This is a genomic window from Planotetraspora silvatica, from assembly GCF_016863315.1.
GTDB lineage: Bacteria > Actinomycetota > Actinomycetes > Streptosporangiales > Streptosporangiaceae > Planotetraspora > Planotetraspora silvatica.
This window is the reverse complement of record NZ_BOOQ01000002.1, coordinates 354,248-378,641: the sequence shown is the minus strand read 5'-3', so window position 1 is coordinate 378,641 and position 24,394 is coordinate 354,248. Positions and strand designations below refer to the sequence as shown.

General features: G+C 70.8%; 21 protein-coding genes. 15 read left to right on the top strand and 6 right to left on the bottom strand.

Going from position 1 to position 24,394, the window contains the following annotated elements:
- Nucleotides 1-666: 666 nt before the first annotated feature.
- The gene (locus Psi02_RS02000; RefSeq protein ID WP_203971144.1) at nucleotides 667-1,812 is read left to right on the top strand and encodes an excalibur calcium-binding domain-containing protein; all 1,146 of its coding nucleotides are present in this window, start codon (nucleotides 667-669) and stop codon (nucleotides 1,810-1,812) included.
- 70 nt (nucleotides 1,813-1,882) lie between these two features.
- Here the strand turns inward: Psi02_RS02000 and Psi02_RS01995 are convergent, their stop codons facing one another.
- On the bottom strand, nucleotides 1,883-4,141 hold the full coding sequence (locus Psi02_RS01995; protein WP_203971142.1) for a molybdopterin cofactor-binding domain-containing protein: 2,259 nt from the start codon (nucleotides 4,139-4,141) through the stop codon (nucleotides 1,883-1,885).
- A gap of 80 nt (nucleotides 4,142-4,221) precedes the next feature.
- Here Psi02_RS01995 and Psi02_RS01990 point away from each other — a divergent pair, with 80 nt between their 5' ends.
- From Psi02_RS01990 to Psi02_RS01975, 4 genes are all read left to right on the top strand, one after another.
- Nucleotides 4,222-5,742 carry a PucR family transcriptional regulator gene (locus tag Psi02_RS01990; RefSeq protein ID WP_203971140.1) on the top strand — a complete coding sequence of 507 codons (1,521 nt, stop codon included), beginning with the start codon at nucleotides 4,222-4,224 and terminating at the stop codon, nucleotides 5,740-5,742.
- A gap of 273 nt (nucleotides 5,743-6,015) precedes the next feature.
- Entirely contained in the window at nucleotides 6,016-7,302 is a 1,287-nt protein-coding gene (locus Psi02_RS01985) for a helix-turn-helix domain-containing protein (RefSeq protein ID WP_203971138.1), read from the top strand.
- 153 nt (nucleotides 7,303-7,455) lie between these two features.
- Nucleotides 7,456-8,046 (top strand): copper resistance CopC family protein, encoded by a 591-nt coding sequence (locus tag Psi02_RS01980; RefSeq protein ID WP_203971136.1) that lies wholly within the window; start codon nucleotides 7,456-7,458, stop codon nucleotides 8,044-8,046.
- A complete protein-coding gene (locus Psi02_RS01975; protein ID WP_239094524.1) occupies nucleotides 8,043-10,037 on the top strand; it encodes a bifunctional copper resistance protein CopD/cytochrome c oxidase assembly protein in 1,995 nt (664 codons plus the stop codon). The genes Psi02_RS01980 and Psi02_RS01975 overlap by 4 nt, the downstream gene beginning before the upstream one ends.
- Before the next feature lie 16 nt (nucleotides 10,038-10,053).
- Here the strand turns inward: Psi02_RS01975 and map are convergent, their stop codons facing one another.
- Nucleotides 10,054-10,902: a type I methionyl aminopeptidase gene (gene map / locus Psi02_RS01970; protein ID WP_203971134.1), complete on the bottom strand. Its 849-nt coding sequence runs from the start codon at nucleotides 10,900-10,902 to the stop codon at nucleotides 10,054-10,056.
- A gap of 43 nt (nucleotides 10,903-10,945) precedes the next feature.
- Between map and Psi02_RS01965 the strand changes: the two genes are divergently transcribed.
- Complete coding sequence (locus Psi02_RS01965) at nucleotides 10,946-11,125, top strand: hypothetical protein (protein WP_239094523.1); 180 nt, start codon at nucleotides 10,946-10,948, stop codon at nucleotides 11,123-11,125.
- A 19-nt stretch (nucleotides 11,126-11,144) separates the two neighbouring features.
- Here Psi02_RS01965 and Psi02_RS01960 read toward each other — a convergent pair whose 3' ends face one another.
- Nucleotides 11,145-11,468, bottom strand: coding sequence for a CBU_0592 family membrane protein (locus tag Psi02_RS01960; protein WP_203971130.1), 324 nt, complete (start codon nucleotides 11,466-11,468; stop codon nucleotides 11,145-11,147).
- Nucleotides 11,469-11,573: 105 nt separating this feature from the next.
- On the opposite strand from Psi02_RS01960, the gene Psi02_RS01955 reads away from it, so the two are divergent.
- A complete protein-coding gene (locus tag Psi02_RS01955) occupies nucleotides 11,574-12,542 on the top strand; it encodes a LysR family transcriptional regulator (protein WP_203971128.1) in 969 nt (322 codons plus the stop codon).
- Here Psi02_RS01955 and Psi02_RS01950 read toward each other — a convergent pair.
- Nucleotides 12,539-13,117 carry a hypothetical protein gene (locus Psi02_RS01950; RefSeq protein WP_203971126.1) on the bottom strand — a complete coding sequence of 193 codons (579 nt, stop codon included), beginning with the start codon at nucleotides 13,115-13,117 and terminating at the stop codon, nucleotides 12,539-12,541. The two genes, Psi02_RS01955 and Psi02_RS01950, sit on opposite strands and share 4 nt — an antisense overlap.
- 130 nt (nucleotides 13,118-13,247) lie before the next feature.
- Here Psi02_RS01950 and Psi02_RS01945 point away from each other — a divergent pair, with 130 nt between their 5' ends.
- From Psi02_RS01945 to Psi02_RS01935, 3 genes are all read left to right on the top strand, one after another.
- Nucleotides 13,248-14,396, top strand: coding sequence for a lipase family protein (locus Psi02_RS01945; protein WP_203971124.1), 1,149 nt, complete (start codon nucleotides 13,248-13,250; stop codon nucleotides 14,394-14,396).
- A 96-nt stretch (nucleotides 14,397-14,492) separates the two neighbouring features.
- The gene (gene npdG, locus Psi02_RS01940) at nucleotides 14,493-15,167 is read left to right on the top strand and encodes an NADPH-dependent F420 reductase (protein ID WP_239094522.1); all 675 of its coding nucleotides are present in this window, start codon (nucleotides 14,493-14,495) and stop codon (nucleotides 15,165-15,167) included.
- Nucleotides 15,168-15,267: 100 nt separating this feature from the next.
- Nucleotides 15,268-16,581 carry an esterase-like activity of phytase family protein gene (locus Psi02_RS01935; RefSeq protein ID WP_203971120.1) on the top strand — a complete coding sequence of 438 codons (1,314 nt, stop codon included), beginning with the start codon at nucleotides 15,268-15,270 and terminating at the stop codon, nucleotides 16,579-16,581.
- On the opposite strand, the gene Psi02_RS01930 is transcribed toward Psi02_RS01935, so the two are convergent.
- Nucleotides 16,550-17,164, bottom strand: coding sequence for an alpha/beta hydrolase (locus Psi02_RS01930; protein WP_203971118.1), 615 nt, complete (start codon nucleotides 17,162-17,164; stop codon nucleotides 16,550-16,552). The two genes, Psi02_RS01935 and Psi02_RS01930, sit on opposite strands and share 32 nt — an antisense overlap.
- Nucleotides 17,165-17,382: 218 nt before the next feature.
- Here Psi02_RS01930 and Psi02_RS01925 point away from each other — a divergent pair, with 218 nt between their 5' ends.
- Entirely contained in the window at nucleotides 17,383-18,567 is a 1,185-nt protein-coding gene (locus Psi02_RS01925) for a trans-sulfuration enzyme family protein (protein ID WP_203971116.1), read from the top strand.
- A 152-nt stretch (nucleotides 18,568-18,719) separates the two neighbouring features.
- Entirely contained in the window at nucleotides 18,720-19,637 is a 918-nt protein-coding gene (locus tag Psi02_RS01920; RefSeq protein WP_203971114.1) for a serine/threonine dehydratase, read from the top strand.
- A gap of 81 nt (nucleotides 19,638-19,718) precedes the next feature.
- Here Psi02_RS01920 and panB read toward each other — a convergent pair whose 3' ends face one another.
- Nucleotides 19,719-20,585 carry a 3-methyl-2-oxobutanoate hydroxymethyltransferase gene (gene panB / locus Psi02_RS01915; protein WP_239094521.1) on the bottom strand — a complete coding sequence of 289 codons (867 nt, stop codon included), beginning with the start codon at nucleotides 20,583-20,585 and terminating at the stop codon, nucleotides 19,719-19,721.
- Between the two features lie 238 nt (nucleotides 20,586-20,823).
- Here panB and Psi02_RS01910 point away from each other — a divergent pair, with 238 nt between their 5' ends.
- The 3 genes from Psi02_RS01910 (at nucleotide 20,824) to Psi02_RS01900 (ending at nucleotide 24,328) form a co-directional block, all read left to right on the top strand.
- A complete protein-coding gene (locus Psi02_RS01910) occupies nucleotides 20,824-22,017 on the top strand; it encodes an MFS transporter (protein ID WP_203971112.1) in 1,194 nt (397 codons plus the stop codon).
- Between the two features lie 129 nt (nucleotides 22,018-22,146).
- Nucleotides 22,147-23,712: an MFS transporter gene (locus tag Psi02_RS01905; protein WP_203971110.1), complete on the top strand. Its 1,566-nt coding sequence runs from the start codon at nucleotides 22,147-22,149 to the stop codon at nucleotides 23,710-23,712.
- Between the two features lie 7 nt (nucleotides 23,713-23,719).
- The gene (locus Psi02_RS01900) at nucleotides 23,720-24,328 is read left to right on the top strand and encodes a TetR/AcrR family transcriptional regulator (protein WP_203971108.1); all 609 of its coding nucleotides are present in this window, start codon (nucleotides 23,720-23,722) and stop codon (nucleotides 24,326-24,328) included.
- Nucleotides 24,329-24,394 lie beyond the last annotated feature (66 nt).

Below are 24,394 nucleotides of genomic sequence, written 5' to 3'. Positions count from 1 at the left end.
ATGGCTGGGATCGAGGTAGGGATGCAGAACGCGGCCGTGCCGGATGACGGGCGGGCCGGTCCGCCGGCAGGCGGCGCCGGATCGTTCGAGGTTTCGGGCGGATCCGGATCCCCGCCCTCCGGGCCCACAGCGCCCGCCGGGTTCGGTGGTCAAGGAGGCGGGGCCGAGGAGTCGGCGCGCCAAGGACGGAACGGTGTGGCGCAAGAAAGGACGGCGGCCGCCTCCGCCCCGGACGGGCCGGATGCCGGACGCCCTGAGAGCGTGAATTCCCGCGAGACGGCTCGCGAAGGGGTGAAGGGCGACGTCACCCCCGATGACGGTCGCCCGGGTGCCAGTGGTGGACCCGGCGCAAGTGGTGAGTCTGGCGCCAGTGAATCCGGTGGCGGTCGTGAACTCAGCGCTGGTGATGGGACCGACGGCAGTGGTGAAGCGGCCGGCGGAGAGAGCGGCGGCAAGAGGCGCGGCAGGTGGCGCGGCCGCCGCGGAGCCGGTCGTGACAAATCCGGCGATGACGCATCAATGCCGGATAAATCAGATAAGAAGAAATCGAAGCGGCGCACGTCAAAGGACTCCTCGCCTGGCGCCGAACCTGGGACTTCCGGAGCCGCTGCCGCCACCCCCGGAGACGCTTCTGCCGTCCCCTCGGGTGCTGCCACCTCCGGAGCCGTGACCCCCGGAGCCGTGACGCCCGGAGCCGTGACCCCCGGAGCCGTGACCTCTGGTGATGCTGCCTCCGGAGTTGCGACCTCGGGTGCCGAAGCCGCGACTCCCGCGGCCACACCCGGTGAGATCGCGACGGGAGAGGCGGCCGCCGCCGCCCCGGCGCCGACCGACCCGATGGCGCCGGTGCCCATGCATGCGGCCCTCATGCACCCGGCCCTCATGCAGCCGGTGCCCGTCCAGCCGCCGCAGCCGCCTCCCCACGCGACCCGCCGGACGACGGTCATCCTCGTCGTCGCCCTCATCGTGGTCCTCGCGCTGATAACCGTTCTGGGCGCGATCGCGGTCCTGAGCACTCGGAACCCCGACGCCCCTCCGTTGTCCGACACGCCCGTGAAGAGCCTGCTGTCCCCGATGCACTTCGCCCCGGTCACCGGTGTGCACGCGGCGCCCTGCGAGGGCTTGGAGGCCGTGCCCGACAACAGCGGCACCACGTGTTACCAGCTCGACCCCGGCGTGACGGTCACGACGGTGCAGAAGATCGAGTCCGTGACGGAGAAGGACGGCACCTACTCGATTCGCCTGGTGCTGTCCCCGGCCAGCCGTCAGCAGATCGCCGAGCTCACCCGCGAGACCGTGAGGCAGCAACTGGCGATCGTCGTGGGGGATCAGGTGATCGCGGCTCCCCGCGTCGCGCAGGCGATCACCCAGGACAGCCTCAGCATCGCCGGCTTCGACAAGACGCAGGCCGACGCGATCATGGCGCTGTTGTCGGGACCCACGTCCGGCCAGGGATCCGGCGCTCCGTCCTCGCTGCCGGGCCAGACGGGACAACAGGGCCAGACGGGCCAACCGGGTCAGCCGGGCCTGACGCCCCCCGGAACGCCGTTACCGGGCCAGACGGGCACCTTCCCGCCCACGACTCCGAACACCGTCGCCACGCCGCCGGGGACCCCGCAGAACTTCACGCAGCCGGCGCTCGGGACGTTGAACGGCGGCACACCCACGGCGGGGACCACGCGCTTCGCGGACTGCAAGCAGGCCAACGACAACGGCTACGGCCCGTACACCAAGGGCGTCCACCAGGAGTACTACTGGTACGTCGACGCCGACAACGACGGCGTCGCCTGCGACCCGGGCGACCTCGGCTGACCTCGGCTCAACCCGGCTGGACCGCGGCTGAACCACACCTGGACCGCGGCTCAACCCGGCCGGCAGGCCCTCAGCCGGCCGCCGGCACGAGCGCGATGTCCTCCGGCCGGATCGGGACGCGGGGGAGGTCCAGCCCCGTCGCCGCCCGTACGGCCGCCGCCACCGCCGGCGTCGAGGACAACGTCGGCGGCTCGCCGGCCCCGCGCAGGCCGTAGGGAGCGTGCGGGTCGGGGTTCTCCAGGATCGACAGCCGCATCGGGGGCATGTCGAGAATGGTCGGGATCAGGTAGTCGGTGAACGAGGGGTTGAGCACCTTGCCATCCCTGACCTGGATCTCCTCCATGAGCGCCAGGCCGAGGCCCTGGGCGGTGCCGCCGTGGATCTGGCCCTCGAGGGCCAGGGGGTTGAGGATCCGCCCGACGTCCTGGACGGCCGCGAGCTCGACGACCTTGACCAGGCCCAGCTCGACGTCCACGTCGACGACGGCCCTGTGGACGCACAGCGCGAGCTGCACGTGTGAGTCGCCCTGTCCGGTGAGCGGGTCCATCGGGGTGGTGGGCCGGTGGCGGTACTCTCGCGTCTCCTCGACCGGGCCGTACAGCTCCAGGAGCTCCTCGAGGGTCAGCTCGGGGTGGCCGGCCCGCATCCGGTCGAGACGCTCCCGTACGGCTTCGCAGGTCGCCTTGACCGCGCCGCCCGTGACGTAGGACTGCCGGGACGCCGACGAGGACCCCGCCGAGCCCACGGAGGTGTCGGCCGGGGCGATGGTGACCTTGTCGATGCCGAGTTCGGTCCTGGCGATCTGCGCCTTGATAGTGATCAGGCCCTGGCCCACCTCGGCGGCCGCGGTGTGCACGAGCACGTGCGGTTCACCGCCGAGGAGTTCCACGCGCACCCGGGCCGTGGAGTAGTCGTCGAAGCCCTCGGAGAAGCAGATGTTCTTGATGCCCACCCCGTATCCCACGCCGCGGCGCACGCCCTCGCCGTGCGTGGTCTGGGCGACGCCGCCGGGGAGCGACCGCAGGTCCCTGGCCGCCGAGGGCTCCCCGGGACCCGGCATGGCCTCGAGTTCCCTCAGCATGTCGGCCAGGGGCGCGGGGGTGTCGACGATCTGGCCGGTGGCCAGCTTCGACCCCTGTGACACGGCGTTGCGGATCCTGACCTCGACGGGGGACAGGCCGCAGGCCTCGGCCAGCCGGTCCATCTGCGACTCGTAGGCGTAGCAGGCCTGCACGGCGCCGAACCCGCGCATCGCCCCGCAGGGCGGGTTGTTCGTGTACACGCCGTACGCGTCGATCCAGACGTTGCCGACCTCGTACGGTCCCACCCCGAGGGACGCGGCGTTGCCGACGACGGCGGGAGACGACGAGCAGTACGCGCCGCCGTCGAGGACGATCTCGGCCCTGACGTAGACGAGCCGGCCGTCGGCCGTCGCGCCGTGTTCGTAGCGCATCCGCGCGGGATGGCGGTGCACGTGCCCGAAGAACGACTCCTCGCGGCCGTACACGATCTTGACGGGCTTTCCGGTCCTGAGCGCCAGCATCGACGCGTGGATCTGCATCGACAGGTCCTCGCGGGCGCCGAACGCGCCGCCGACCCCGGCGAGCGAGAGGCGCACCTTCTCCTTGGGCAGCGCGAGGCAGGGGGCGACCTGGTCCTGGTCGACGTGCAGCCACTGGGTGGCGACGTAGAGGTCCACGCCGCCGTCCTCGCCGGGCACGGCCAGACCGGACTCCGGGCCCAGGAAGGCCTGGTCCTGCATGCCCACCTCGTACTCGCCCGTCACGACGACCGGCGCGTCGAAGGTCGACCCGACTCTGACCGGCTGGTGCCGTACGAGATTGCCGTGGGCGTGGACGGGCGGGCAGGAGGGGTCGAAGGCGGCCCTGCGGGCGTCGACGACCGCCTCACGGACCTCGTAGTCGACGACGATGGCCGCGGCCGCGCGGCGGGCGGTCTCCGGATGATCGGCCGCGACGAGCGCCACCGCCTCGCCCTGGTAACGGACCTGGTCGATCGCCAGCACGGGCTGGTCCTTGTGCTCCAGGCCGTAGAACTTCTCGCCCGGCACGTCCTCATGGGTCAGCACCGCGAACACCCCCGGCATGGCCAGGGCGGGGCCCACGTCGACGGAGCGGATCCACGCCGACGGATGCGGGCTGCGGAGCGTCGCTCCCCAGAGCATGCCGTCCAGCCAGAGGTCCGAGGAGTACGCGAACTCCCCGGTCACCTTGAGCGTCCCATCGGGCCGCAGCACGCTCTCGCCGACTCCCGAGCGAGATCCTGTCCTGATGCCGGTCACAAATGGAAGTACATCAACCCAGGTCATCGCATCCAAGGGGCGGTGAGATGAAACCGGAGGGCGGCAGCTGACGATGATTGTAGGTTTCTCCAAATACGCTGTTCCGTATGCTGCTGAGGGATCTGCTCGCCATGCCGGAGCTCCGGCTCGGCCTCCTTGCGGGTGAGTCGAGCCTTGACAGGGAGATCTCGGGCGCCCTCGTCACCGACCTGCCCGATCCGGGCCGGTATCTGGACGGCGGCGAACTCGTGCTCACCGGCCTGATGTGGCGCCAGGACCCCGCGGACTCCCAGGGGTTCGTCGACGCCCTGGTGAGAGCGGAGGTCTCCGCCCTGGGTGCGGGTGACGCCCGTCTCGGCCACATTCCGGATGATCTCGTGACCGCCTGCCGTGACAGGGGGCTTCCTCTGTTCAAGGTGCCGGTGGAGGTGTCCTTCGGAGCGGTGATGGAGATCGTGGGCAGAGGCCTGGCCGCCGCTCAGGCACGGGACCTGCGCGGAGCACTCGGCCGGCGCCGCCGCATCGTGGCCGCCGTCGCCGAGGGGGCGGGCCTGGACGAACTGCTCACCCTCACCTCGGCCGAGCTGGGCATCTCCGCCGCCGTGATCAACGCCGCGGGTTCCGTCGTCGCCGGCGACCTGACCAAGGCCCATGCCGTACGGCTCGCGCGCGAGTATCTCGGCGCCGTCCGGCTACCCACGCTGGTCGGGAAAGCGGGGGAGGAGGTCTTCACGCTCTTCACGGTGGATCGCTCCCACCGCGCGTCCGGATGGGCCCTGGTGTGCCGTGGGGAGATCGACGCCGAGACCGGCTTCGAGCTGGCCTCGTGCGTGGCCATGGAACGAACCCGGACGGAGGGGGGACGCCGGGTCGAGCGGCGGCTGGCCGAGCAGCTCATCGCCCTCGCCTGTGCGGGGCAGACGGACCCGTCCGAGCTGTCGGCACGCCTGCGGACCTGCGGGATCGACACCGCCGAGCCTTACACCGTGGTGACGGCGACGGCGACGAGACGGGGGGCCACCGACGGCCCGGACCTGTCCGCGCTCGGCGGTCAGGTGCTGGAGGAGTTGCTCGACCGCCGCGTGGTCGCCGCCGCGGGCGCGGACGGCGCGGTGTCCCTGGTCCCGCTCCGCGGGGAGACGGCCGACGCGGTCGCCGCGCGGCTGCGGGATCGGACGGAACTGCTCGCGGAAGGCCTGCCGGGCACCCGGGTCTCCATCGGCGTGAGCGGGGCGCTCACGGGTGCCACGGCCATACGCGGCGGCGTGGAGGAGGCGGGACACGCGCGGCGGATGGCCGACGCTCGTGGTGGGGGGGTGGTCACCAGCGACGAGATCTACACTCACGCGCTTGTGCTGGCGACGGTGCCAGGAGATGTCCGCAGGTCCTTCGCCGACCGGCTGCTCGGGCCGCTGTTCGACTACGACCGTGAGCACCAGGCCGAACTGGTGCGGACGCTGGGGACCTTCCTGGATTGCGTGGGTTCGTGGAACGGCTGCGCCGAGCGCCTGCACGTCCACGTGAACACTGTTCGTTACCGGGTCCGCCGGATCGAGGAGCTGACCGGTAAGGACCTCTCATCCATGGCCGACCGGGTCGACCTCTTCCTTGCGCTGCGCGCCGGCTGACTCAGGTCTCAGGCCGGCGGCCGAGCCCGAGCCCCCCTGGGCCCGGACGCGGACGCGGACGGGCACGGGCGGCGGTCGGAGATCAGCAGCATCCGGCCGCAAACTCATATGATCGCATAGGAGACGAACTAGCAGTGGTCGTCGTACCATTGCCGACTACGACCACTGTGGTCGAAATGATTACGGCAAGTACGGATAGGGCAAGGCGGCGGCGTCGCACGGGGGTTCTCCGTTCGGTTCGGCTGTAGGCCCACATTGTCTCAAGAGGTGCCCATGGTTGCGCAAGATCTCGTTGGTCAGCGAATCAAGGCGATACGCCGTCAGCGTGGTCTTTCCCAGGCACAACTAGCACACCCGGAACTTTCGGATAGCTACGTGTCCCTGATCGAAAGTGGCAAGCGGACGCCGACCCCCGCCGTCCTGGAGCTGCTCGCGCAGAAACTGGACTGCTCGCTGACCTATCTCGTCAACGGCGTGACCGCCGAGCAGATGCAGGAGCTCGAGGTCGGGCTGAGCTTCGCACGCATGGCTCTCGAGAACGGCGAGGTCGCCGAGGCCAGACGGCGTTACGCGGAGCTGTTGGCCGACAACAGCCTCGCCGGACTCGCGTCGCTCCGGCAGGACGCCCAGTACGGCTTCGCCCTCGCCCTCGAGGCCTGCGGCGAGCTGGGTGAGGCGATCGCCGTACTGTCCGAGCTCAGCGAATCCGAGGCCGTGACGGCCGAGCGGAAGATCGCCGTGGCGCTCGCGATGTGCCGGTGCCACAGGGAGCGGGGCGACTTCTCCGCCGCGGTGGAGGTCGGTGAGGCCGTGCTCGCCGACGTCGGCTCCGGTGCCTGGACCGACGGCCTGGTCGAGCTCGGTGCCACTCTCCTGCTGGCCTACCTGGTACGCGGCGACCTGCTGCGGGCCGGGCACTTCGCGAACGAGCTGCTCGCCGCCGCCGAGGGGCTGGGCAGCCCGCGGGCGACCGTCGCCTCGTGCTGGAACGCCGCGCTCGTCGCGGAGAAGGCGGGCCGCGGCGAGGAGGCCATGTCGCTGATCGAGCGGGCGCTGGCCATCCATTCCGAGACCGGCGACCAGCGCAACCTGGCCCGGTTGCACCAGGCCTACGCCTTCACGATGCTGCGGGTGCGTCCGAGCGACGTGGAGAAGGCCCGGGACCTGCTTCTGCGTGCCGCGCGTGATTACGACGAGACCTCCACCAGCACGTCGGACAAGGCGCGGTGCTCCCTGTCGCTCGCCTACGCGGAGCTGACCATGGATCACCCGGAGGACGCGGCCGAGCACGCGAGCGCGGCGCGGGACCTGATCGGTGAGAGCAGCGGCGGCATGCACATGGACGCCTACCTGCTGCTCAGCCAGGCCCACCACCTCCTCCACCGGGACGAGGAGTCGGATGCGGAGCTGAGCAAGGTGAGCTCCTGGCTGAAGGACGCTCCGCAGACGAGGAAGCTGGCCGACAAGTGGATGGCCGTCGCCGAACTCCGTGACCGCGCGGGCGATCAGGATCTGAGCGTGGACGCGTACAAGCGGGCCCTCGCCTGCGCCGGTCTCTGACGTAGCCGGCCTTTGGCATGGTCGGCCTCAGATGTAGCCGGCCTCTGACACGACTGCTTCTCCCAGGCCGCGGGCCCGCCGGGCTCCGGCCGGGGGCGCCTTGGCGGAGCGGGGTGTGGACCGGCACCCCGCGTCGGTAGCCTTGGTGCTGCTATGAAAAAATCCCCGATCGCCGGAATGGCCGCGCTGCTCGTGACCTTCGTGCTGGGTCTGGGCCTCGCCGCTCCCGCTCAGGCGCACACCACGCTGAAGAGCAGCACACCGGAGAAGAACGCCAAGGTCGAGAGCCTCCGTAAGGTGACCCTCGAGTTCTCCGAGTCGGTGCGGTTCCCGACCCTGCTGGTGCGCGGCGCGGACGGCAAGCGCTACGAGAACGGTCAGCCCGTGGTCAACGGGCTGAAGGTGAGTGTGGATGTCGACGCGGCGATCCCCACCGGCGGCTACACCATCGCCTGGCGGGTCGTCTCCGAGGACGGACACCCGCTGACCGGGGAGATCCCCTTCACCGTGATCGACAAGCCGTCCCCGACCCCCACGGCCGGCACGCCCACCGCGGCCGCGACGCCCACCGCCGCCGCGCCTGCCACCGCGACCCCGTCCGCCACCCCCACGGCCGTCACCGCCGCCACCCCCGCCGCAGACACCCAGGACGAGCCGAGGATCCCCGGCTGGCTCTGGGTCGTGGTCTTCGGCGTCGGAGGGATCGGCATCGGCATGGTCATCAGCATGCGGAAGAAACCGTGAACAGGACACTGCGTCTGACCGTCGCCGCCCTCTGCGCGGCGGCCGGAGCCCTCGTCATCGGGATGGTCGCCGGAGGCGCGGCCACCCCCCGTCTCATCCCGGGCCTGCCCGACCAGGGCACGCTGACGCGCTGGATGCTCCCCTTCTCGAAGCTGGGGATGGACGTCGCCGGCGTGCTGACCGTGGGCCTGCTGGCCATCGGCGCGGCCCTGCTGCCCAGTGACAAGGGGCTGCTCGGCAAGTCCGCGCAGGGATATGTGAAGGCCGCCTCCTGGTCCGCCCTCGCCTGGGCCGTCGCCGCGGCCTCCGCGCTGATCTTCAGCCTGTCGGAGACGCTGGGCGCGCCGGTGAGCGAGATCCTCGGCGGCAATGAGCTGACCAGCTATGCGAGCCAGGTGCCCCAGGGCATCGCGCTGACGCTGGTGGTGCTCTTCGCCGTCGCGATCGCCCTTTTCGCCCGGGGCGCGATCACCTCGGGAACCGCCGCGGGGCTCCTGGTGTTCGCCCTGGCGACCCTGCTGCCGCCCGCTCTGACCGGCCACTCGTCCTCCTCGCCCAACCACGGCCTGGCGACGACCTCGGTGGCCTTCCACCTGCTCTTCCTGGCGTTGTGGGTCGGCGGGCTCGGCATGCTCTGCGTCCACGCCGTGCGCGGCGAGCGCCAGCTCGACGTCGCCGCCGCCCGGTTCTCCCGGATGGCGCTGTGGTGCTTCGTCGGGGTGGGGATCTCGGGCGTCGCGAGCGTGCTGGCCCGCCTGTCGTCCGTCGACGAGCTGTGGACCTCGGCCTACGGGCTCATGCTGCTCGCCAAGACCGCCGCCTTCGTCGTGCTCGGCGTGATCGGCTGGCGCCATCGCGAGCGCACGCTGCCCGGGCTCGCGTCGGGGGAGTCGCGCTCGTTCCTGCGCCTGGCCCTCGGCGAGATCGTGCTCATGTCGGCGACCGTCGGGATCGCCGTCGCGCTGTCGCGCACCGCGCCGCCGCCGGCGAACGTCCCGGTCGACCGGGCCTTCGACCTGCTCGGCTATCTGATGCCGCCCCCGGTCTCTCTGGCGAATCTGCTCACGCTGTGGTGGTTCGACCTGTTCTTCGCCGCGATCGCCGCCACGCTGGCAGGGCTCTACGCCGTGGGCGTGATCCGGCTGCGCCGCCGAGGCGACTCGTGGCCGTGGGGGCGCACGGTCCTGTGGTTCACGGGCATCGTGATCCTGGTCCTGGCGACGCAGAGCGGCGTCGCGCGCTACGCGCCGGTCCTGTTCAGCGTCCACATGACCGAGCACATGATCCTCTCCATGCTGGTGCCGATCTTCCTGGTGCTGGGCGCCCCGGTCACGCTCGCGCTGCGCGCGCTCAAGCCGGCCGTACGGCGAGGCGACCGCGGGCCGCGTGAGTGGATCACGGTGATCCTGCACAGCCGGGTCATGAAGGTCGTCGCCCACCCCGCGATCGCCACGGCGATCTTCATCGCGTCGACGTACGCCCTGTACTTCACGCCGCTGTTCGCCTCCGCGATGGAGGAGCACATCGGGCACATCGCGATGACGCTGCACTTCCTGCTCAGCGGCTGCCTGTTCTTCTACGTGATCATCGGGGTCGATCCCGGGCCGCACCGGCTGCCCTATGTCGCGCGCCTGGTGCTGCTCCTGGTGACCATGCCGTTCCACGCCTTCTTCGGGGTGGCGCTGATGAGCATGGGCACGGTGCTCGCCTCCGAGTGGTACGACCAGCTGGGCCGTACGTGGGGGGCGTCGTCGCTGGCCGACCAGGTGACCGGCGGAGGGATCGCCTGGTCCTTCGGCGAGGTCCCGACGCTCATCGTGCTGCTCGCGCTCGCGATCCAGTGGTGGCGCGACGACGACCGCAAGGCCCGCCGCGACGACAGGCGGGCCGATGTCGTCGCGGCGAAGACCGGCGGCACCGGCAACGCCGAGCTGGACGCCTACAACGACTACCTCACCAAGCTGAACAAGCGGGACGCGGCAGCCGAGTAGCCGGGCCGGGGGCGGGTCAGGGGAGCGTCAGGATCTCGTGGCCCGAGTCGGTGACCACGATCGTGTGCTCGAACTGGGCGGTCCGCTTGCGGTCCTTGGTCACCGCGGTCCAGCCGTCGGGCCAGACGTCGTAGTCGATCGTGCCGAGGGTGAGCATCGGCTCGATCGTGAACGTCATGCCGGGCACCAGGGTGACCGACAGCGACGGGTCGTCGTAGTGGGGGACGATCAGGCCCGAGTGGAACGACGTCGAGATGCCGTGGCCGGTGAAGTCGCGGACCACGCCGTAGCCGAATCGCCGGGCGTAGGCCTCGATCACACGGCCGACGATGTTGAGCTGCCTGCCGGGGGCGACCGCCTTGATGGCCCGCATGGTGGCCTCGTGGGTGCGCTCGACCAGCAGGCGGGACTCCTCGTCGACGTCGCCCACCAGGTACGTCGCGTCGGTGTCTCCGTGCACCCCGCCGATGAAGGCGGTGATGTCGACGTTGACGATGTCGCCGTCCCGCAGGACCGTGTCGTCGGGGATGCCGTGGCAGATGACCTCGTTGATCGAGGTGCACAACGACTTGGGGTAACCCCGGTAGCCGAGGGTGGACGGGTAGGCGTCATGGTCACAGAGGAACTCGTGACCGATGCGGTCCAGTTCGTCGGTGGTCACGCCGGGCGCGACGTGCTTGCCGACCTCTTCCAGGGCCTGGGCGGCGATCCGCCCCGCGATCCGCATCTTCTCGATGGTCTCGGGGGTCTGGACGTCGGAGCCGCCCTTCTTGGGCTCGGATCTTCCCACGTACTCCGGGCGCTTGATGTGGGCGGGAACCTTGCGCGTGGGCGAGATACGCCCGGGCCGGAGCAGCGTCGTCATGCCGGCAAGTCTAGTTGCGCTTCGACGGGGCACCATTAGCGGCGTGAGCGATCAATGGTGGTTCTGCCTCAAGCACATGCGCGTCGAGGGGGAGAAGGGCTGTCCGAACAAGGACCGGCTCGGCCCCTACGAGTCCAAGGAGGCCGCTGAGCACGCCCTCCAGACCGCGTCCGAGCGGAACGAGGCCTGGAGGAAGCAGGACAAGGAGTGGGAGGACGACTGACCCGCCGGGCCGACCGCGGTCAGGGCGCCGGCTCCAGCAGCGGGCGCCCGGGCTCCGCGGCCGGCTCAGGTTCGGCGGACTCCTTCTTCCTGCGGGCCACCGCCCGGACGGCGACGAGCCGGCCGAGTGTCACGACCCCGATGCCGCTCCAGACCATGTTGAGAATGGCGGACGGCCACGCCGAGTGGAAGCCGCTGTTGATCATCAAGGTCGCGGCGCCGCCGAAGTTCAGGGCCTGGTACGGCAGGCCGTCGCCGGACATCTTCCCGGCCGACACCATGGCATAGCCGTACAGCAGGGCGACGGCACCGATGGTGCCGATGATGGTGATGAAGGTGGACATATCGTGCTACTCGCCATCAGCAAGGTGGTTCATGCGTCAATAATCCCGTTTGTGGGCAATGAAGTTCAAGTGAAGAAATCTTAAGTGGGGCGTAAGCTCTGCTGTATGGAGATCGACCCCCGGCGTCTGCGGGTCCTGCACGAGGTGTCCCGCAGAGGGGGTGTCATGAAGGCGGCGGAGGCGCTCCACCTCACGCCTTCCGCGGTCTCCCAGCAACTCGCCCAGCTCGAGCGGGAGGTCGGCCTCGCGCTCGTCGACCGGTCGCAGCGCCGGGTGACGCTGACCCCGGCGGGCCGGGTGCTCGCGGCCTACGCCGAGCGGATCGAGGAGCAGCTCGTCGAGGCCAGGCAGGAGCTCAACCGCTTCACCGAACGCCTGTCGGGTCCTGTGACGATCGCCGCCTTCCCCACCGTGATCCGCCACCTGCTCATCTCCGCCCTGCGCACGCTGGCCGTACGGCATCCGCGCATCACCCCGATCATCCACGAGCTGTTCGGGGCGGTCGCCGTGCAGGAGCTCCGCCTGGGCGGCGTCGACCTCGTCGTCACCGAGCGGGACATGAGCCAGCCGGCCGCGTCGCTGCCCTCGATGTCACGGCACCGGCTGTACGACGACGAGTACCGGATCGTCGCCCCGCCCGGCTGGACCACGATCCCGGAGACCGTCGACGACCTGGCCGGGCTGCCCTGGGTCGCGGGCGTGCCGGACCAGGCCTGCGGGCAGGCGCTGGAGCGGCTGGCCCAGCTGCACGGGTTCGAGCCCCGCCGGGTCCACGTCATCGCCGAGTTTCCCCCGACCCTCGGGCTCGTGTCGGCCGGGCACGGAGTGGCGATCGTGCCGTCCCTCGCCCTGCTCGACGTGCCTCCCGGCGAGGTCGTGGTCACCGAGATCCACGGGGTGGGCTCACGCCGGATCGAGGCGCTCACCCGCGTGAGCCGTACGACGTCGGGGGAGCCCGACCCGGTGCAGGGCGCCGTCATCGAGGTCCTGCGCGAGGCCGCCGGCGAGGTGGCCCAGCACGTCGGAGAGCTCAGCCGGCGTCAGGAGCCGCACGCGGGTCAGGCGCTCGGCTAGTCGCTCACCCGGGGGCCGGTCACCCGCTCGGCGAAGCGGGCGAGCCGTTCCCGCAGCCCGGGGCGCCGGATGTCGCCGGCCGCGGCGCTCACCAGATGTTGCGCCGCGTCGAAGCTGACGAGCGCGTCATCGGGCCGTACGGCTATCGCGTCGTGCGCCAGCGCCTCGAGGTCGGGGTCGCCCCCGTCGACGGCGAGGATGGTGACACCGGTGCGCCGGGCGTCGTCGACCCGTTCAAGCAACGTGTCGGGCGCCCGCTGCTCGGCGACGACGAACAGGGTCTCGCCGCGGCCCGCCTCGAGGAGCCGGTCCATCCCCACCCGCAGGTGGGCGGGCGCGGTCTCCGGAGGAGCCCAGCGGAGCAGGGTGGGGGCCAGCTGGGCGAGCCCCGACAGTCGCGCCTCATCGGAGAGATGCGCCGCCACGTGCCACGGCTCTTCGTCGGGGGTGCCGACGACGAGCAGGCCGCCGGGGGAGCGGGTGGTCCTGAGGGCCATGCCGAGCTGCCGGGTCTGCTCGAGCCACCCCGTCGAGGCGAGCATCTCGCGGAGCAGGTCCACCGACGCGCTGTTCATTCCGCAATGGTGCCTGACACCCGCTGGTGAAGTCCCGTGATTCAGGTCCTTGACAGTCCGTTACTTGCGGGTAACGATCTGCCCACGGCGCCGTTCTTGGAAATTGATCCAATAGGCGAAGGGCGGCTCAATGAACTTGCGTGTTCGTGCCACCATGTCCGTGATCGGGGCTCTTCTCCTGCTGCCCGTGCTGGGCGGGACCGCCCGGTCGACCGCGGCCGGTGAGATCGTCGAGGCGAGCCCGACGACGGTCTATCTCGCGCCGGGCAAGCTCCTGAAGGTGCCGGTCAAGGCGTGGCACCTCCGCTACCGGTCGACGTCGGCCACGGGCGCGGCCAACGTGGTGTCGGGGACGTTGCTCGTCCCCAGGACCCCCTATCTGCTCGGCAGACGGCCCATCGCCGGATACGCCGTGGGCTCCCACGGCATGGGCGACCAGTGCGCCCCCTCGAACGCGATGGCCAAGGGCACCGAGGCCGAGTTGGCGATCATGAGCCTGATGTTGCTCAAGGGCTGGGCCGTCGCCGTGACGGACTACGAGGGCCTCGGCACGCCGGGCGATCACACGTACATGGCCGGCATCTCGCAGGGCCATGCCGTACTGGACTCGATCAGGGCCGCGACGCGTGTGGGCGAGGCGAACCTGTCCGAGGACGCGCCCGTCGTGGTGATGGGCTACTCACAGGGCGGCTCGGGGGCCGCCTGGGCGGCGCAACTCCAGCCGTCGTACGCGCCCGAACTCCGGCTCAAGGGGGTCGCGGCCGGTGGCGTGCCCGCCGACCTGCAGGCGGTCGCCGACAACCTCGACGGGACCTCCGACTTCGGTCTGGCGGCGGCCGCGGGGCTCGGCCTGGACGCGGCCTACCCGGAGTTGTCGCTGGCGAGCTACCTGACCCCCGAGGGCGCGGCGCTGTTCGCCGGCGCCCGTGACGACTGCGTCGCGGAGTTGCGGTCCGCGCTCGCCGGCAGGCGCCTGAGCGAGCTCACCACGACCGACGTGATGCACCGGCCGGACTGGCGGGCCCGGCTCCAGGAGAACCGCCTCGGCGGGACCGCGCCCCGGGTGCCGATGTTCCTGTACCACGCGAAGGGCGACGAGATCATCCCGTACGGCGTGGGCGGCACGCTCAGGAAGGAGTACTGCGCACGGGGTGTCCGGGTGCTCTGGACCGGGCTTCCCGCGGGCAGCCACGTCGTCGGCGCGGTCGAGGGCGGCCCGCTCGCCGTCGCGTGGCTGGCCGGCCGCGTCCTCGGACTCCCCGTCGTGACCAACTGCTGAGCCGCGTCCGGTGCCGTGCACGTCCCGTACGGCACCGGACCGGGGACACGGACCCGGGGGACCCGGCGGGATCGGCGGGCTGGCATGATCTGTCTCATGGCTGAGCACACCGATTCTCCGCAGGTTCCCGAGGTCTCCGCGCTGTCGATCGGCATCCTGGGCGGCACGGGGGACCAGGGCAGAGGCCTGGCCCGCCGGTTCGCCCTCGCCGGGCACACCGTGCTGATCGGCTCCCGCAGCGCCCAGCGCGCGCAGGAGGCCGCCGAGGGCATCGGCGTGCGGGGCGCGGAGAACGCCGTGGTCGCCGCGGAGGCCGACATCGTGATTGTCGCGGTGCCGTGGGAGGGCCACAAGGATCTGCTCGAGTCGCTCAAGGAGCACCTCGACGGCAAGATCGTCGTGGACTGCGTGAACCCGCTCGGCTTCGACAAGCAGGGCGCCTTCGCCCTGCCGGTGGAGGAGGGGAGCGCCGCCCAGCAGGCGGCGGCCGTCCTCACGGGGAGCCGCGTCGTCGCCGCCTTCCACCATGTGTCGGCGGTGCTCCTGCTCGACCCCTCGGTGGAGTCGGTCGACCTCGACGTGTTCGTGCTCGGTGACGACCGCGAGGCCACCGACGTCGTCCAGGCGCTGGCCTCCCGCATCCCCGGCGCACGCGGCGTCTACGCGGGCCGGCTCCGCAACGCGGGCCAGGTCGAGTCGCTGACGGCCAACCTGATCTCGATCAACCGCCGCTACAAGTCCCACGCCGGGCTGCGGGTCACGGACGTGTAGCCGCGCGAGATGCCGACGGCGGGCATTCACCTGATCTTCACCGAGGAGACGTCGGCGTTCATTACTTTCAGGCCCTGTTGCCCAGTCTGAAAGGCATCTAGTGCTACGTCACGTATCTGCCGGTCTGGCCCTCGCCGCGGCACTCGTCATCCCCGCCACCGGGGCGGCCGCCTCGGCGTATCACCACTCCCCGAAGGGGCCCAAGGGCCCGGTCGTCGTCTCCGACGTGACGATCCCCGCCCCCGCTCTCAAGCAGATACAGCGCTCCATCGCCGACGACCACGGCATCAAGCTCGGCGGCGTCGGCAGCGGCCTTTTCCCCGGCGACAAGCCGGGTGAGTTCTGGATGGTCACCGACCGCGGCCCGAACGGCCAGCCCACCGTCAACGGCGTGAAGGTCCGGACGTTCCCCGTGCCCGAATTCGCCCCGGCGATCGTCAACGTCACCGTGAAGCACGGCAAGGCCTCGATCAAGAACTACATGCCGATCGTGGGCGCGCACGGCAAGCCCGTGACGGGAATGTCCAACCAGAACGTCCACGACGAGACCCCGTTCACGTGGGACGGCCTGACGAAGCTGCCGTTCAACCCCAGCGGGCTCGACACCGAGGACCTGGTCCGTACGCGTGGCGGCGACTTCTGGCTCGTCGACGAGTACAGCCCCTCGCTGCTGCGCGTGTCGCGGACCGGCCGGGTCCTGGAGCGCTACGTCCCCAAGGGCCTCGGCCTCAAGGGAGCGGACTACCCCGTCAAGGACACGCTGCCCGCGATCCTGGCCTCGCGTCAGCAGAACCGCGGCTTCGAGGGTCTCGCCATGTCCTCCGACGAGCGCACGCTGTACCTCGCCGTGCAGAGCCCGCTCGCCAACCCCGACACGGCGACGGCCAAGACCTCCAGGATCTCCCGCATCCTGACCTTCGACCTGCGCTCGCGCAAGGTCACGGGCGAGTACGCCTACAAGTTCGAGGACGTCACGACCTTCGACCCGAAGGTGAACGGCGACCAGAGCCAGATGAAGATCTCCGGTCTGGCCTACGCGGGACGTGACCGTCTGCTGGTCGACGAGCGGACGGACAACGTCACGCGGATCTACCAGATCGACCTGTCCCGGGCGACCAACCTGCTCAAGGGCCGGTACGACGACCCGAAGACCACGCCCTCGCTCGAGGCCGCGACCGGCCCGTCCGCCGTCAGGCTCCCGGCCAAGTCGCTCGTCCTGGAGCCGAACGCGCTGATCCCGTCGCTGCCCGGCAAGCTCGAGGGTCTCGCGGTGCTCGACCGGTGGACCGTCGCGCTGGCAAACGACAACGACTTCGGCCTCGGCGACTTCGGCCCGGACGGCAAGCTGATCGACACGGGCGTGCCCAGCAGGCTCGTCACCATCAAGCTCGCCAAGCCACTCGACCTGCACTGAGCCGCCGGCGGCCGCCGGGACCCTCGACGGGCCCGGCGGCCGTCCGCGTTCCTCCGGCGTGGTCCCAGCCCGCGGGCACCGGGATCTCCTCCTGGTAGTACGCGAGCGGCAGCCGGGCCTGTTCGGCCACGACGACCCGGCGGGTGGCGTCGTCGGGGAAGAGCGCGGCCACGTCGTCCTCGTCCCACCAGTCCGTCCAGCGGGGGAGGACGCCCGATTCGTCGGCGATCGACCGCAGGAACGGGAGGAACTCCGGCTCAGCCGCGGTCGTCGTACCTCGCCGTGACGGCAGGGCGGCGTCGACGAACAGGCAGCGGGAGACGCGCCCGCCCAGCGCCTGCGCGATGAGCGGCACGAACAGTCCCGCGTTGCTGTGCGCCACGATCGCGACGGGGCCTCCGGACGGCACGGCGGCCGTCACCCGCTCCACCACGCGCGGCCAGTACGGCCCGGGGCCCGCGGTGACGTCGACGAGTGACGGAACGACGGCCCTGTGACCCCGCGATCGCAGCACCTCGCCGACGGGCGTCCATGTCGAGGGGCCGACGGAGGGACTGTGCACGAGCAGGAAGGTGATGTCCATCACCTCATCCTCGCCACCGTCGCGAGCACGCGGCCCCCGCTGCGCTCCAGGCGTAACCCCTGATCCAGAGCCCGTGATCAGCCCGCGGCCCCGGGTCCGGGCGCCTTCGGGAGCGCTGAGGGGCAAGCGGCCCGGCCGTCCGGGCGGTCGCTTCCGCGTGGCCGATCCCACCGGATTGGATCTGACAATTCTCACCTTCTTGGGTCATTCTGGTCGCTATGAGCTCACTTCACCCGGAAACCCGAGTGGTCCACCTTCCCCGGCCGGAACTGAACGGCAGCAGGCCGATCTCGGTGCCGATCTACCAGACCTCCGGGTTCGTCTTCGACGACCCGGCCGTCTTCGCCGACGGAATGGGCCGCCCCGACGGCGCATTCGTGTACGGGCGGCTGTCGAACCCGACCGTCCGCTCGCTCGAGGAGGCCGTCGCCGGACTCGAAGGAGGCGTGGGCGCGGTGGCGACCGGCTCGGGGATGGGCGCCATCAACACGGTGCTGCTGGGGCTGCTCCGGTCGGGCGACCACGTGATCGCCCAGACGGCCCTGTACGGCGGCACCGACACCGTGTTCAAGGACCTGGAGGCGAGGTACGGCATCGCGGTCACCTATGTGCCCGAAGCCGACCCCGCCGCGGTGCGCGCGGCGGTGCGGCCCGAGACGAAGCTGCTCTATCTGGAGACGATCGCCAACCCGATGACGCAGGTCGCCGACCTTCCGGGGATGAGCGCTGCCGCGCGCGAGGCCGGGCTGATCACCGTCGTGGACAACACCTTCGCCTCGCCCGTGTTGTGCCGCCCGATCGAGCTCGGCGCGGACGTGGTCGTGCACTCCACCACCAAGTACCTGTCCGGCCACGCCGACGTGCTGGGCGGGATCGCCGTCGCCGCCACCGACGAGCTGCACCGCAGGATCTGGTCGTACGCGGTCGAACTGGGCGCGACCGCCGACCCTTTCGCCGCGTGGCTGACGCTGCGCGGCATCCAGACGCTGCCGCTGCGGATGGAGCGCCACTGCTCCAACACCCGGCTGCTCGCGACCAGGCTGGCCGAGCACCCCGCCGTCGCCGCCGTGCACTGGCCGGGGTTGCCGTCGCACCCCTCCTACGACGTGGCGGCCAAGCTGATGCCCGAGTTCGGCGGCGTCTTCTCCTTCGACCTGAAGGGCGGCCGCCCCGCCGGAGAAAGCTTCATGAAGGCCGTGAAGCTCGCGCTGCTGGCGCCGTCGCTCGGGGGCGTGGAGACGCTGATCCTGCACCCGGCCACCACCTCGCACCGGGGCCTCGACGCGGAGGGGCTGGCCGCGGCCGGCATCGGCGAGGGCACCGTCCGGGTGGCGGTGGGCATCGAGCACCACGAGGACCTGTGGGCCGACTTCGAGCAGGCCCTCGACGGCCTGCCGCAGTGACCTGAGAGGACGTCGCGCACAGGCCACCCGGCCGGGGCCGGGTGGCGGTGCCGCACGGCCTGATGCTTCACTGGCAGGCCTACCGGGGAGCGGCGTCCCGCACCGCGGTGCCCGCACTCCGCCGGGGGATCGTGAGAAGCGAGGAGACATCGATGGTCGTCGCGCGAGAGGACGTCGAGAAGGCCGCCGTGCGGATCGCTCCGCACATCCGCAGGACGCCCCTCCTCCAGGCGGAGCCCCGCCTCGTCCTGAAGCTCGAGACGCTGCAGCACTCGGGCTCCTTCAAGGCGCGTGGCGGCTTCAACCGCATCCTCACGGCCAGGCAGGCCGGGCCCCTTCCCGCCGCCGGCGTCATCGCGGCGAGCGGCGGCAACCACGGCATGGCCGTGGCGTACGCCGCCCGCGCGCTCGGCGTGCGGGCGGAGATCTTCGTGCCGGAGGTGTGCGCCCCGGTGAAGGTGGAGGGACTGCGCCTGCTGGGCGCCCACGTCACACAGGTGGGGGCGATCTACTCCGAGGCGTACGAGGCGTCGAGGAAACGCGCGGCCGAGACCGGCGCGCTGGAGATCCACGCGTACGACCAGCCGGACGTGGTGGCGGGTCAGGGCACGGTCGCCGTGGAGCTGCTCGAGCAGGCCGACGTCGACACCGTCCTCGTGGCGGTCGGTGGGGGAGGCCTGGTCGCGGGAGTCGTGGCGGCGCTGGACGGCAGGGCCGGGGTCGTGGCGGTCGAGCCCGAGCGCATCCCCACGCTGCACGCCGCCCTGGAGGCGGGCGAGCCGGTCCGCGTGGGCGTGAGCGGTGTGGGCGCCGACGCCCTCGGGGCGAGCCAGATCGGGCAGGTGGCCTTCGACACCGTGGCCGGGAGGGTCTCCGGTGTGCTGGTGTCCGACGACGTCATCGTCGAGGCGCGCCACGCGCTGTGGCGGGAGTTCCGGGTCGCCGCCGAATACGCCGGAGCCGCGGCGCTCGCCGCGCTCAGGTCCGGTGCGTACGTGCCGGCGGCGGACGAGCGGGTCGCGGTCATCGTGTGCGGAGCCAACACCGATCCGGCGACGTTGGCCGGCTGACCGCGCCCCGGGCGGGAAGCCCGGGGGCGGGGGAGCGGCCCGTGCCGGGGGTCAGGCGTGTGGCCGCGGCACGGATGCGGTTCAGCGGTAGCTGTGCTCGGGCGCGGGGAAGACGCCGGCGGCCACCTCGTCGGCGAAGCTGCGCACCGCGCGGTCCATCTCACCGGCCAGGTCGAAGTACTTCTTCACGAACTTGGCCGGGTGGGGCGTGAGACCCATGAGGTCCTGCCAGACCAGCACCTGCGCGTCGGTGTCGGGGCCGGCCCCGATGCCGATGGTCGGAACGCTCAGCGAGGCGGTGACCCGCTGGGCCAGCTCGCTCGGCACGCATTCCAGCACCACGGAGAAGGCGCCCGCGTGTTCCAGCGCCTTGGCGTCGGCCATCAGTTCGTCGCCCGACTGGCCGCGGCCCTGGACGCGGTAGCCGCCGAGCACGTTGACCGACTGCGGCGTCAGGCCGAGGTGGGCCATGACCGGGATCCCGGCCGACACGAGCATCTCCACCTGGGGGAGCACCCGGCGGCCGCCCTCGAGCTTCACGGCGTGCGCCCCCGCCTCCTTCATGAAGCGGGCGGCCGTCTCCAGGGCCTGCTGCGGCGAGGCCTGATAGGAGCCGAACGGCAGATCGGCGACCACCATCGCCCGTGACGACCCGCGGACCACGGCCGCGGTCAGCGGGAGCAGGTCGTCGACCGTGACGGGCAACGTCGAGTCGTAGCCGTACACGACCATGGCGGCCGAGTCGCCGACGAGCATCACCGGGATGCCCGCCTCGTCGAAGACCTTCGCGGTCATCGCGTCGTACGCGGTGACCATCGGCCACTTCTCGTGCCGCTCCTTGGCGGCCGCGATGTCGCGGACGGTGACTCTTCTGCCGGACGCGCCGCCGTAGAGCATGGCGGCCGAGCCGGACGTGGATGGGTTGGGTACAGCGGAAACAGAGGACATGGCTACCTCCAAGGCCTCGTGGCGCCCCTATGGCGTCCCCGGACAGTCAGATCATCGCATGTCGCCATTGCCTGGAACACCCCCGGCCGTGCCCTGTAATCCCGGCCGTTCCGGTTCGGTGCGGGGCGGGTGGAGGCCGCCTGTGAGTCCGGTGGCCGCCCGGGTGTCCGGTCAGGGATCCGGTGTCGGAAATGTCGGAGGCGCAGGGCACAATGCCATCCGGAGGTAAGCAACCAAGATGGCGATCGAACCTTACCGGCGGGTGCTCGCACTGCCGGGCGTGCGCGCGTTGATGCTGGTGGGCCTGGTGGCCAGGATCCCGTTGACCGGGACGGGAATCACGCTGACGCTGCACGTGGTCAACAGCCTGAAGCTCGGTTTCCTCGAGGCGGGACTCGTGGGTGCGGCCAGCATGGTCGGGGCCGCGCTCGGCTCTCCGCTCGCGGGGCGGATCGTCGACAGGCGGGGGCTGCGGCCGGTCATCGCCGTCACCACCGTCATCCAGTTGTGCTTTTGGTGCGTCGCCCCCTCGTTGCCCTATCACGCGCTGCTCGCGGGAGCGGCGATCGCGGGGGTGTTCAGCCAGCCGGTCTTCGGGGCGATCCGGCAGTGCGTGGCGGCGATGGTCCCGGCGGAGGACCACAGGACCGGTTTCGCCCTGGACTCGATGGCCGTGGAGTTGTCCTTCATGGTGGGACCCGCCGTCGCGGCGGCCGCGGTGACGGCCTTCTCCAGCACCGCCACGATGTACGCGGTGGGCGTCGGGCTGGTCGGCTCCGGGGTCGCGTTGTTCCTGCTCGACCCGCCGACGCGGTCGCCGGAGGAGGCGGACCGGGAGACGAGGAAGTCGGTCCCCTACCGGCAGTGGGTCGGAGCCGGTCTGATCACGCTGCTGGTGATGGTGTCCGCACTGACGTTCGTCCTCACCTCGACCGAGTTGTCGCTGGTCGCGACGATGCAGGAAAGCGGCGCCACGTCGTGGACCGGGCTGGTGATCGCCCTGTGGTGCGCCTACTCCCTGGTCGGCGGCTTCGTCTACGGCGGGCTCTCACGGGGGTTCTCGCCACTGGGGCTGATCGGCGGCCTGTGCGCGCTGACCGCGCCCCTCGGGCTCGTGGGCGGCGGGTGGTGGTGGTTGTGCCTCGCGCTGGTCCCGGCCGGGTTCCTGTGCGCGCCGGCCCTGTCCGCCAGCGTCGACGCGGTCAACCAGCGCGTGCCCGCCGCGGCCCGAGGCGAGGCGATGGGCCTCCACAGCACCGCGCTGACCATCGGCGTCGCCTGCGCGGGGCCGATCGCGGGAGCCATCGTCGACTCCTACGGCCCGGGCTGGGCCTTCGCCGCCTCCGGCGTGGTGGGAGTCGTGCTGGTCCTGGCCGCCCTGCCGTTCTGGCGTGATTCCGGTCACACCGCCACGGACCCGATGCCCGCCTGATCAGGGGGTCCCCGAGTGGGCCGGCCCGGTCGGATCCATATTATGAAACGCGACCGTTGCGTATCGAAATAAACAACGCTACGCTGCCGTTGCGAAACTCTAGCGTATCGAAACCTAATTGGGGGATCAGTGGACGCAAACGCGGGCCATCCGCGCCGCTGGCAGATCCTCGGCGTGATGGTCTTCAGCCTTCTGGCCGTGGTTCTGGACAACACCATTCTCAACGTGGCGATCAAGACGATCGCCGACCCGGTCCAGGGCCTGGGCGCGAGCCAGAGCCAGCTGGAATGGGCGATGAACTCCTACACCCTGGTCTTCGCCGGGCTGCTGTTCACCTTCGGGGTGCTCGGCGACCGGTTCGGCCGCAAGAAGATGTTGCTGATCGGCATGGTGCTGTTCGGCCTCGCCTCGCTCGCCAGCGCGTACTCGCAGGACCCGACGCAGCTGATCGCCGCGAGGGCGCTCATGGGTCTCGGCGGCGCCGCGATCATGCCGGCGACCCTGGCGATCATCTCGAACGTCTTCCCCATCCATGAGCGCGGCAAGGCGATCGGCATCTGGGCGGGCGGCGTCGGCATCGCGGTCGCGATCGGCCCGATCACCGGCGGCATCCTCCTCGCGCACTTCTGGTGGGGCTCGGTCTTCCTGGTCAACGTCCCGATCGTGCTGATCGCCCTGGTGCTCAACACCGTGCTCGTCCCGGACTCCAAGGACCCGAACAGGAGCGGCCTCGACCCCGTCGGCGTCCTGCTGTCGATCGTTGGCCTCATCGCCCTCGTCTACGGCATCGTCAGGATCAGCGACCTCGGCACCGTCGCCGACGTCTCGGTCATCGTGCCGACCCTGGTGGGCGTCGCGATCCTCGCCGGCTTCGTCTGGTACGAGAAGAAGATCACCCATCCCGCCTTCGACGTGCGGAACTTCAGGAACGCGGGCTTCTCCACCGCGATCGCCAGTGTCGGCCTGGTCTTCTTCGCCGCCATGGGCGTGATGTTCTTCCTCGCCTTCTACTGGCAGATCGTCCGGGGATACACCCCGTTGCAGTCCGGCGCGCTGGTGCTGCCGTTCGCGGCCGCGCAGCTGATCTTCGCCCCGCAGAGCGCGAAGATGGTGCAGAAGTACGGCTCCAAGGCGGTCGGGACCACGGCGATGCTCGTCATCGCCGCCGCGCTCGCCTGCTACGCGCTGGTCGACGTGGACACCCCCGTCTGGCTCATCCTCATCCTCGGCTTCGTCCAGGGCGCCGCGATGGCGAACATCCTTCCGCCGGCGACCACCGCGATCATGAACTCCCTCCCCAGGGAGAAGGCCGGCGTCGGCTCCTCGATGAGCAACGTCGTGCGGCAGGTCGGCGGCACGCTGGGCATCGCCGTCCTCGGCGCGGCCCTGTCGGCCAGCTACCGCGGCGACATGGAGGACAAGGTCTCGGCCCTGCCCGAGCAGCTTCGCGGCCCGGTCAGCGAGTCGATCTCCGGCGCGGCCGGGGTGGCCGAGCACCTGGGCGCGCAGGGCGCGGGCCTCATGAAGGCGGCCGACGCCGCCTTCGTCACCGGCATGCACTGGGCGGCTCTCGGGTCGGCAGTGGTGGCGCTCGTGGGGGTGATCGTTGTAGGACTGTGGATGCCAGGCCGCTCCGCTGAGGCCGCTCCGGTTACGGCGGGCGAGCCGGAGAAGAAGGAAGCGGCAGTAGTGTGAGCGGGCGATGACGATGCAGCAGACGGAAGGGGCGGCCCGTCCGGCGGGCCGCCCCCGCAGCGAGAAGGCGGAGAAGGCGATCATCGAGGCCGCCCTCGACATCCTCGGTGAGGGCAGCGGCGTGTCCGAGCTCTCCATCGAGGCGATCGCCGCCAGGGCGGGCGTCGGCAAGACGACGATCTACCGGCGCTGGTCCAACAAGGAGGACCTGGTGGTCGACGCGCTGGCGTCGCTCAAGCCGCCGATACCCCCGCTCAAGGGCGCGTCCGTGCGCGACGACCTGGTCACCTATCTACAGGTGGTCCAGTCGGAGTCCATCCACGTGCGCACCCGCTGCATCATGAACATCGCGATGAGCCAGTCGGACCGGCACCCCCGTGTGGCCGAGAGGTTCCACGAGATCGCCATCAAGCCACGCCAGGCCGCTCTGCGCGCCGTCATGGAGCGGGGCATGGCGAACGGCGAGCTGCGCGCCGATCTCGACGTCGAGATGGCGATGGCCATCCTGTCCGGCACGATGATGTGGCGGACGAAGTGGTCGTCGGACGACGACCTGCCGCCGGACCTCGCCGAACGTATCGTCGACGAGGCCCTCCGCGGCTTCCGCCCTCGCTGAGGTCCGGCTGAAGTGAGCTCCACCTGATGTGAGGCTCTACGCCTGGCACGACCCTCCGGGCCCGGT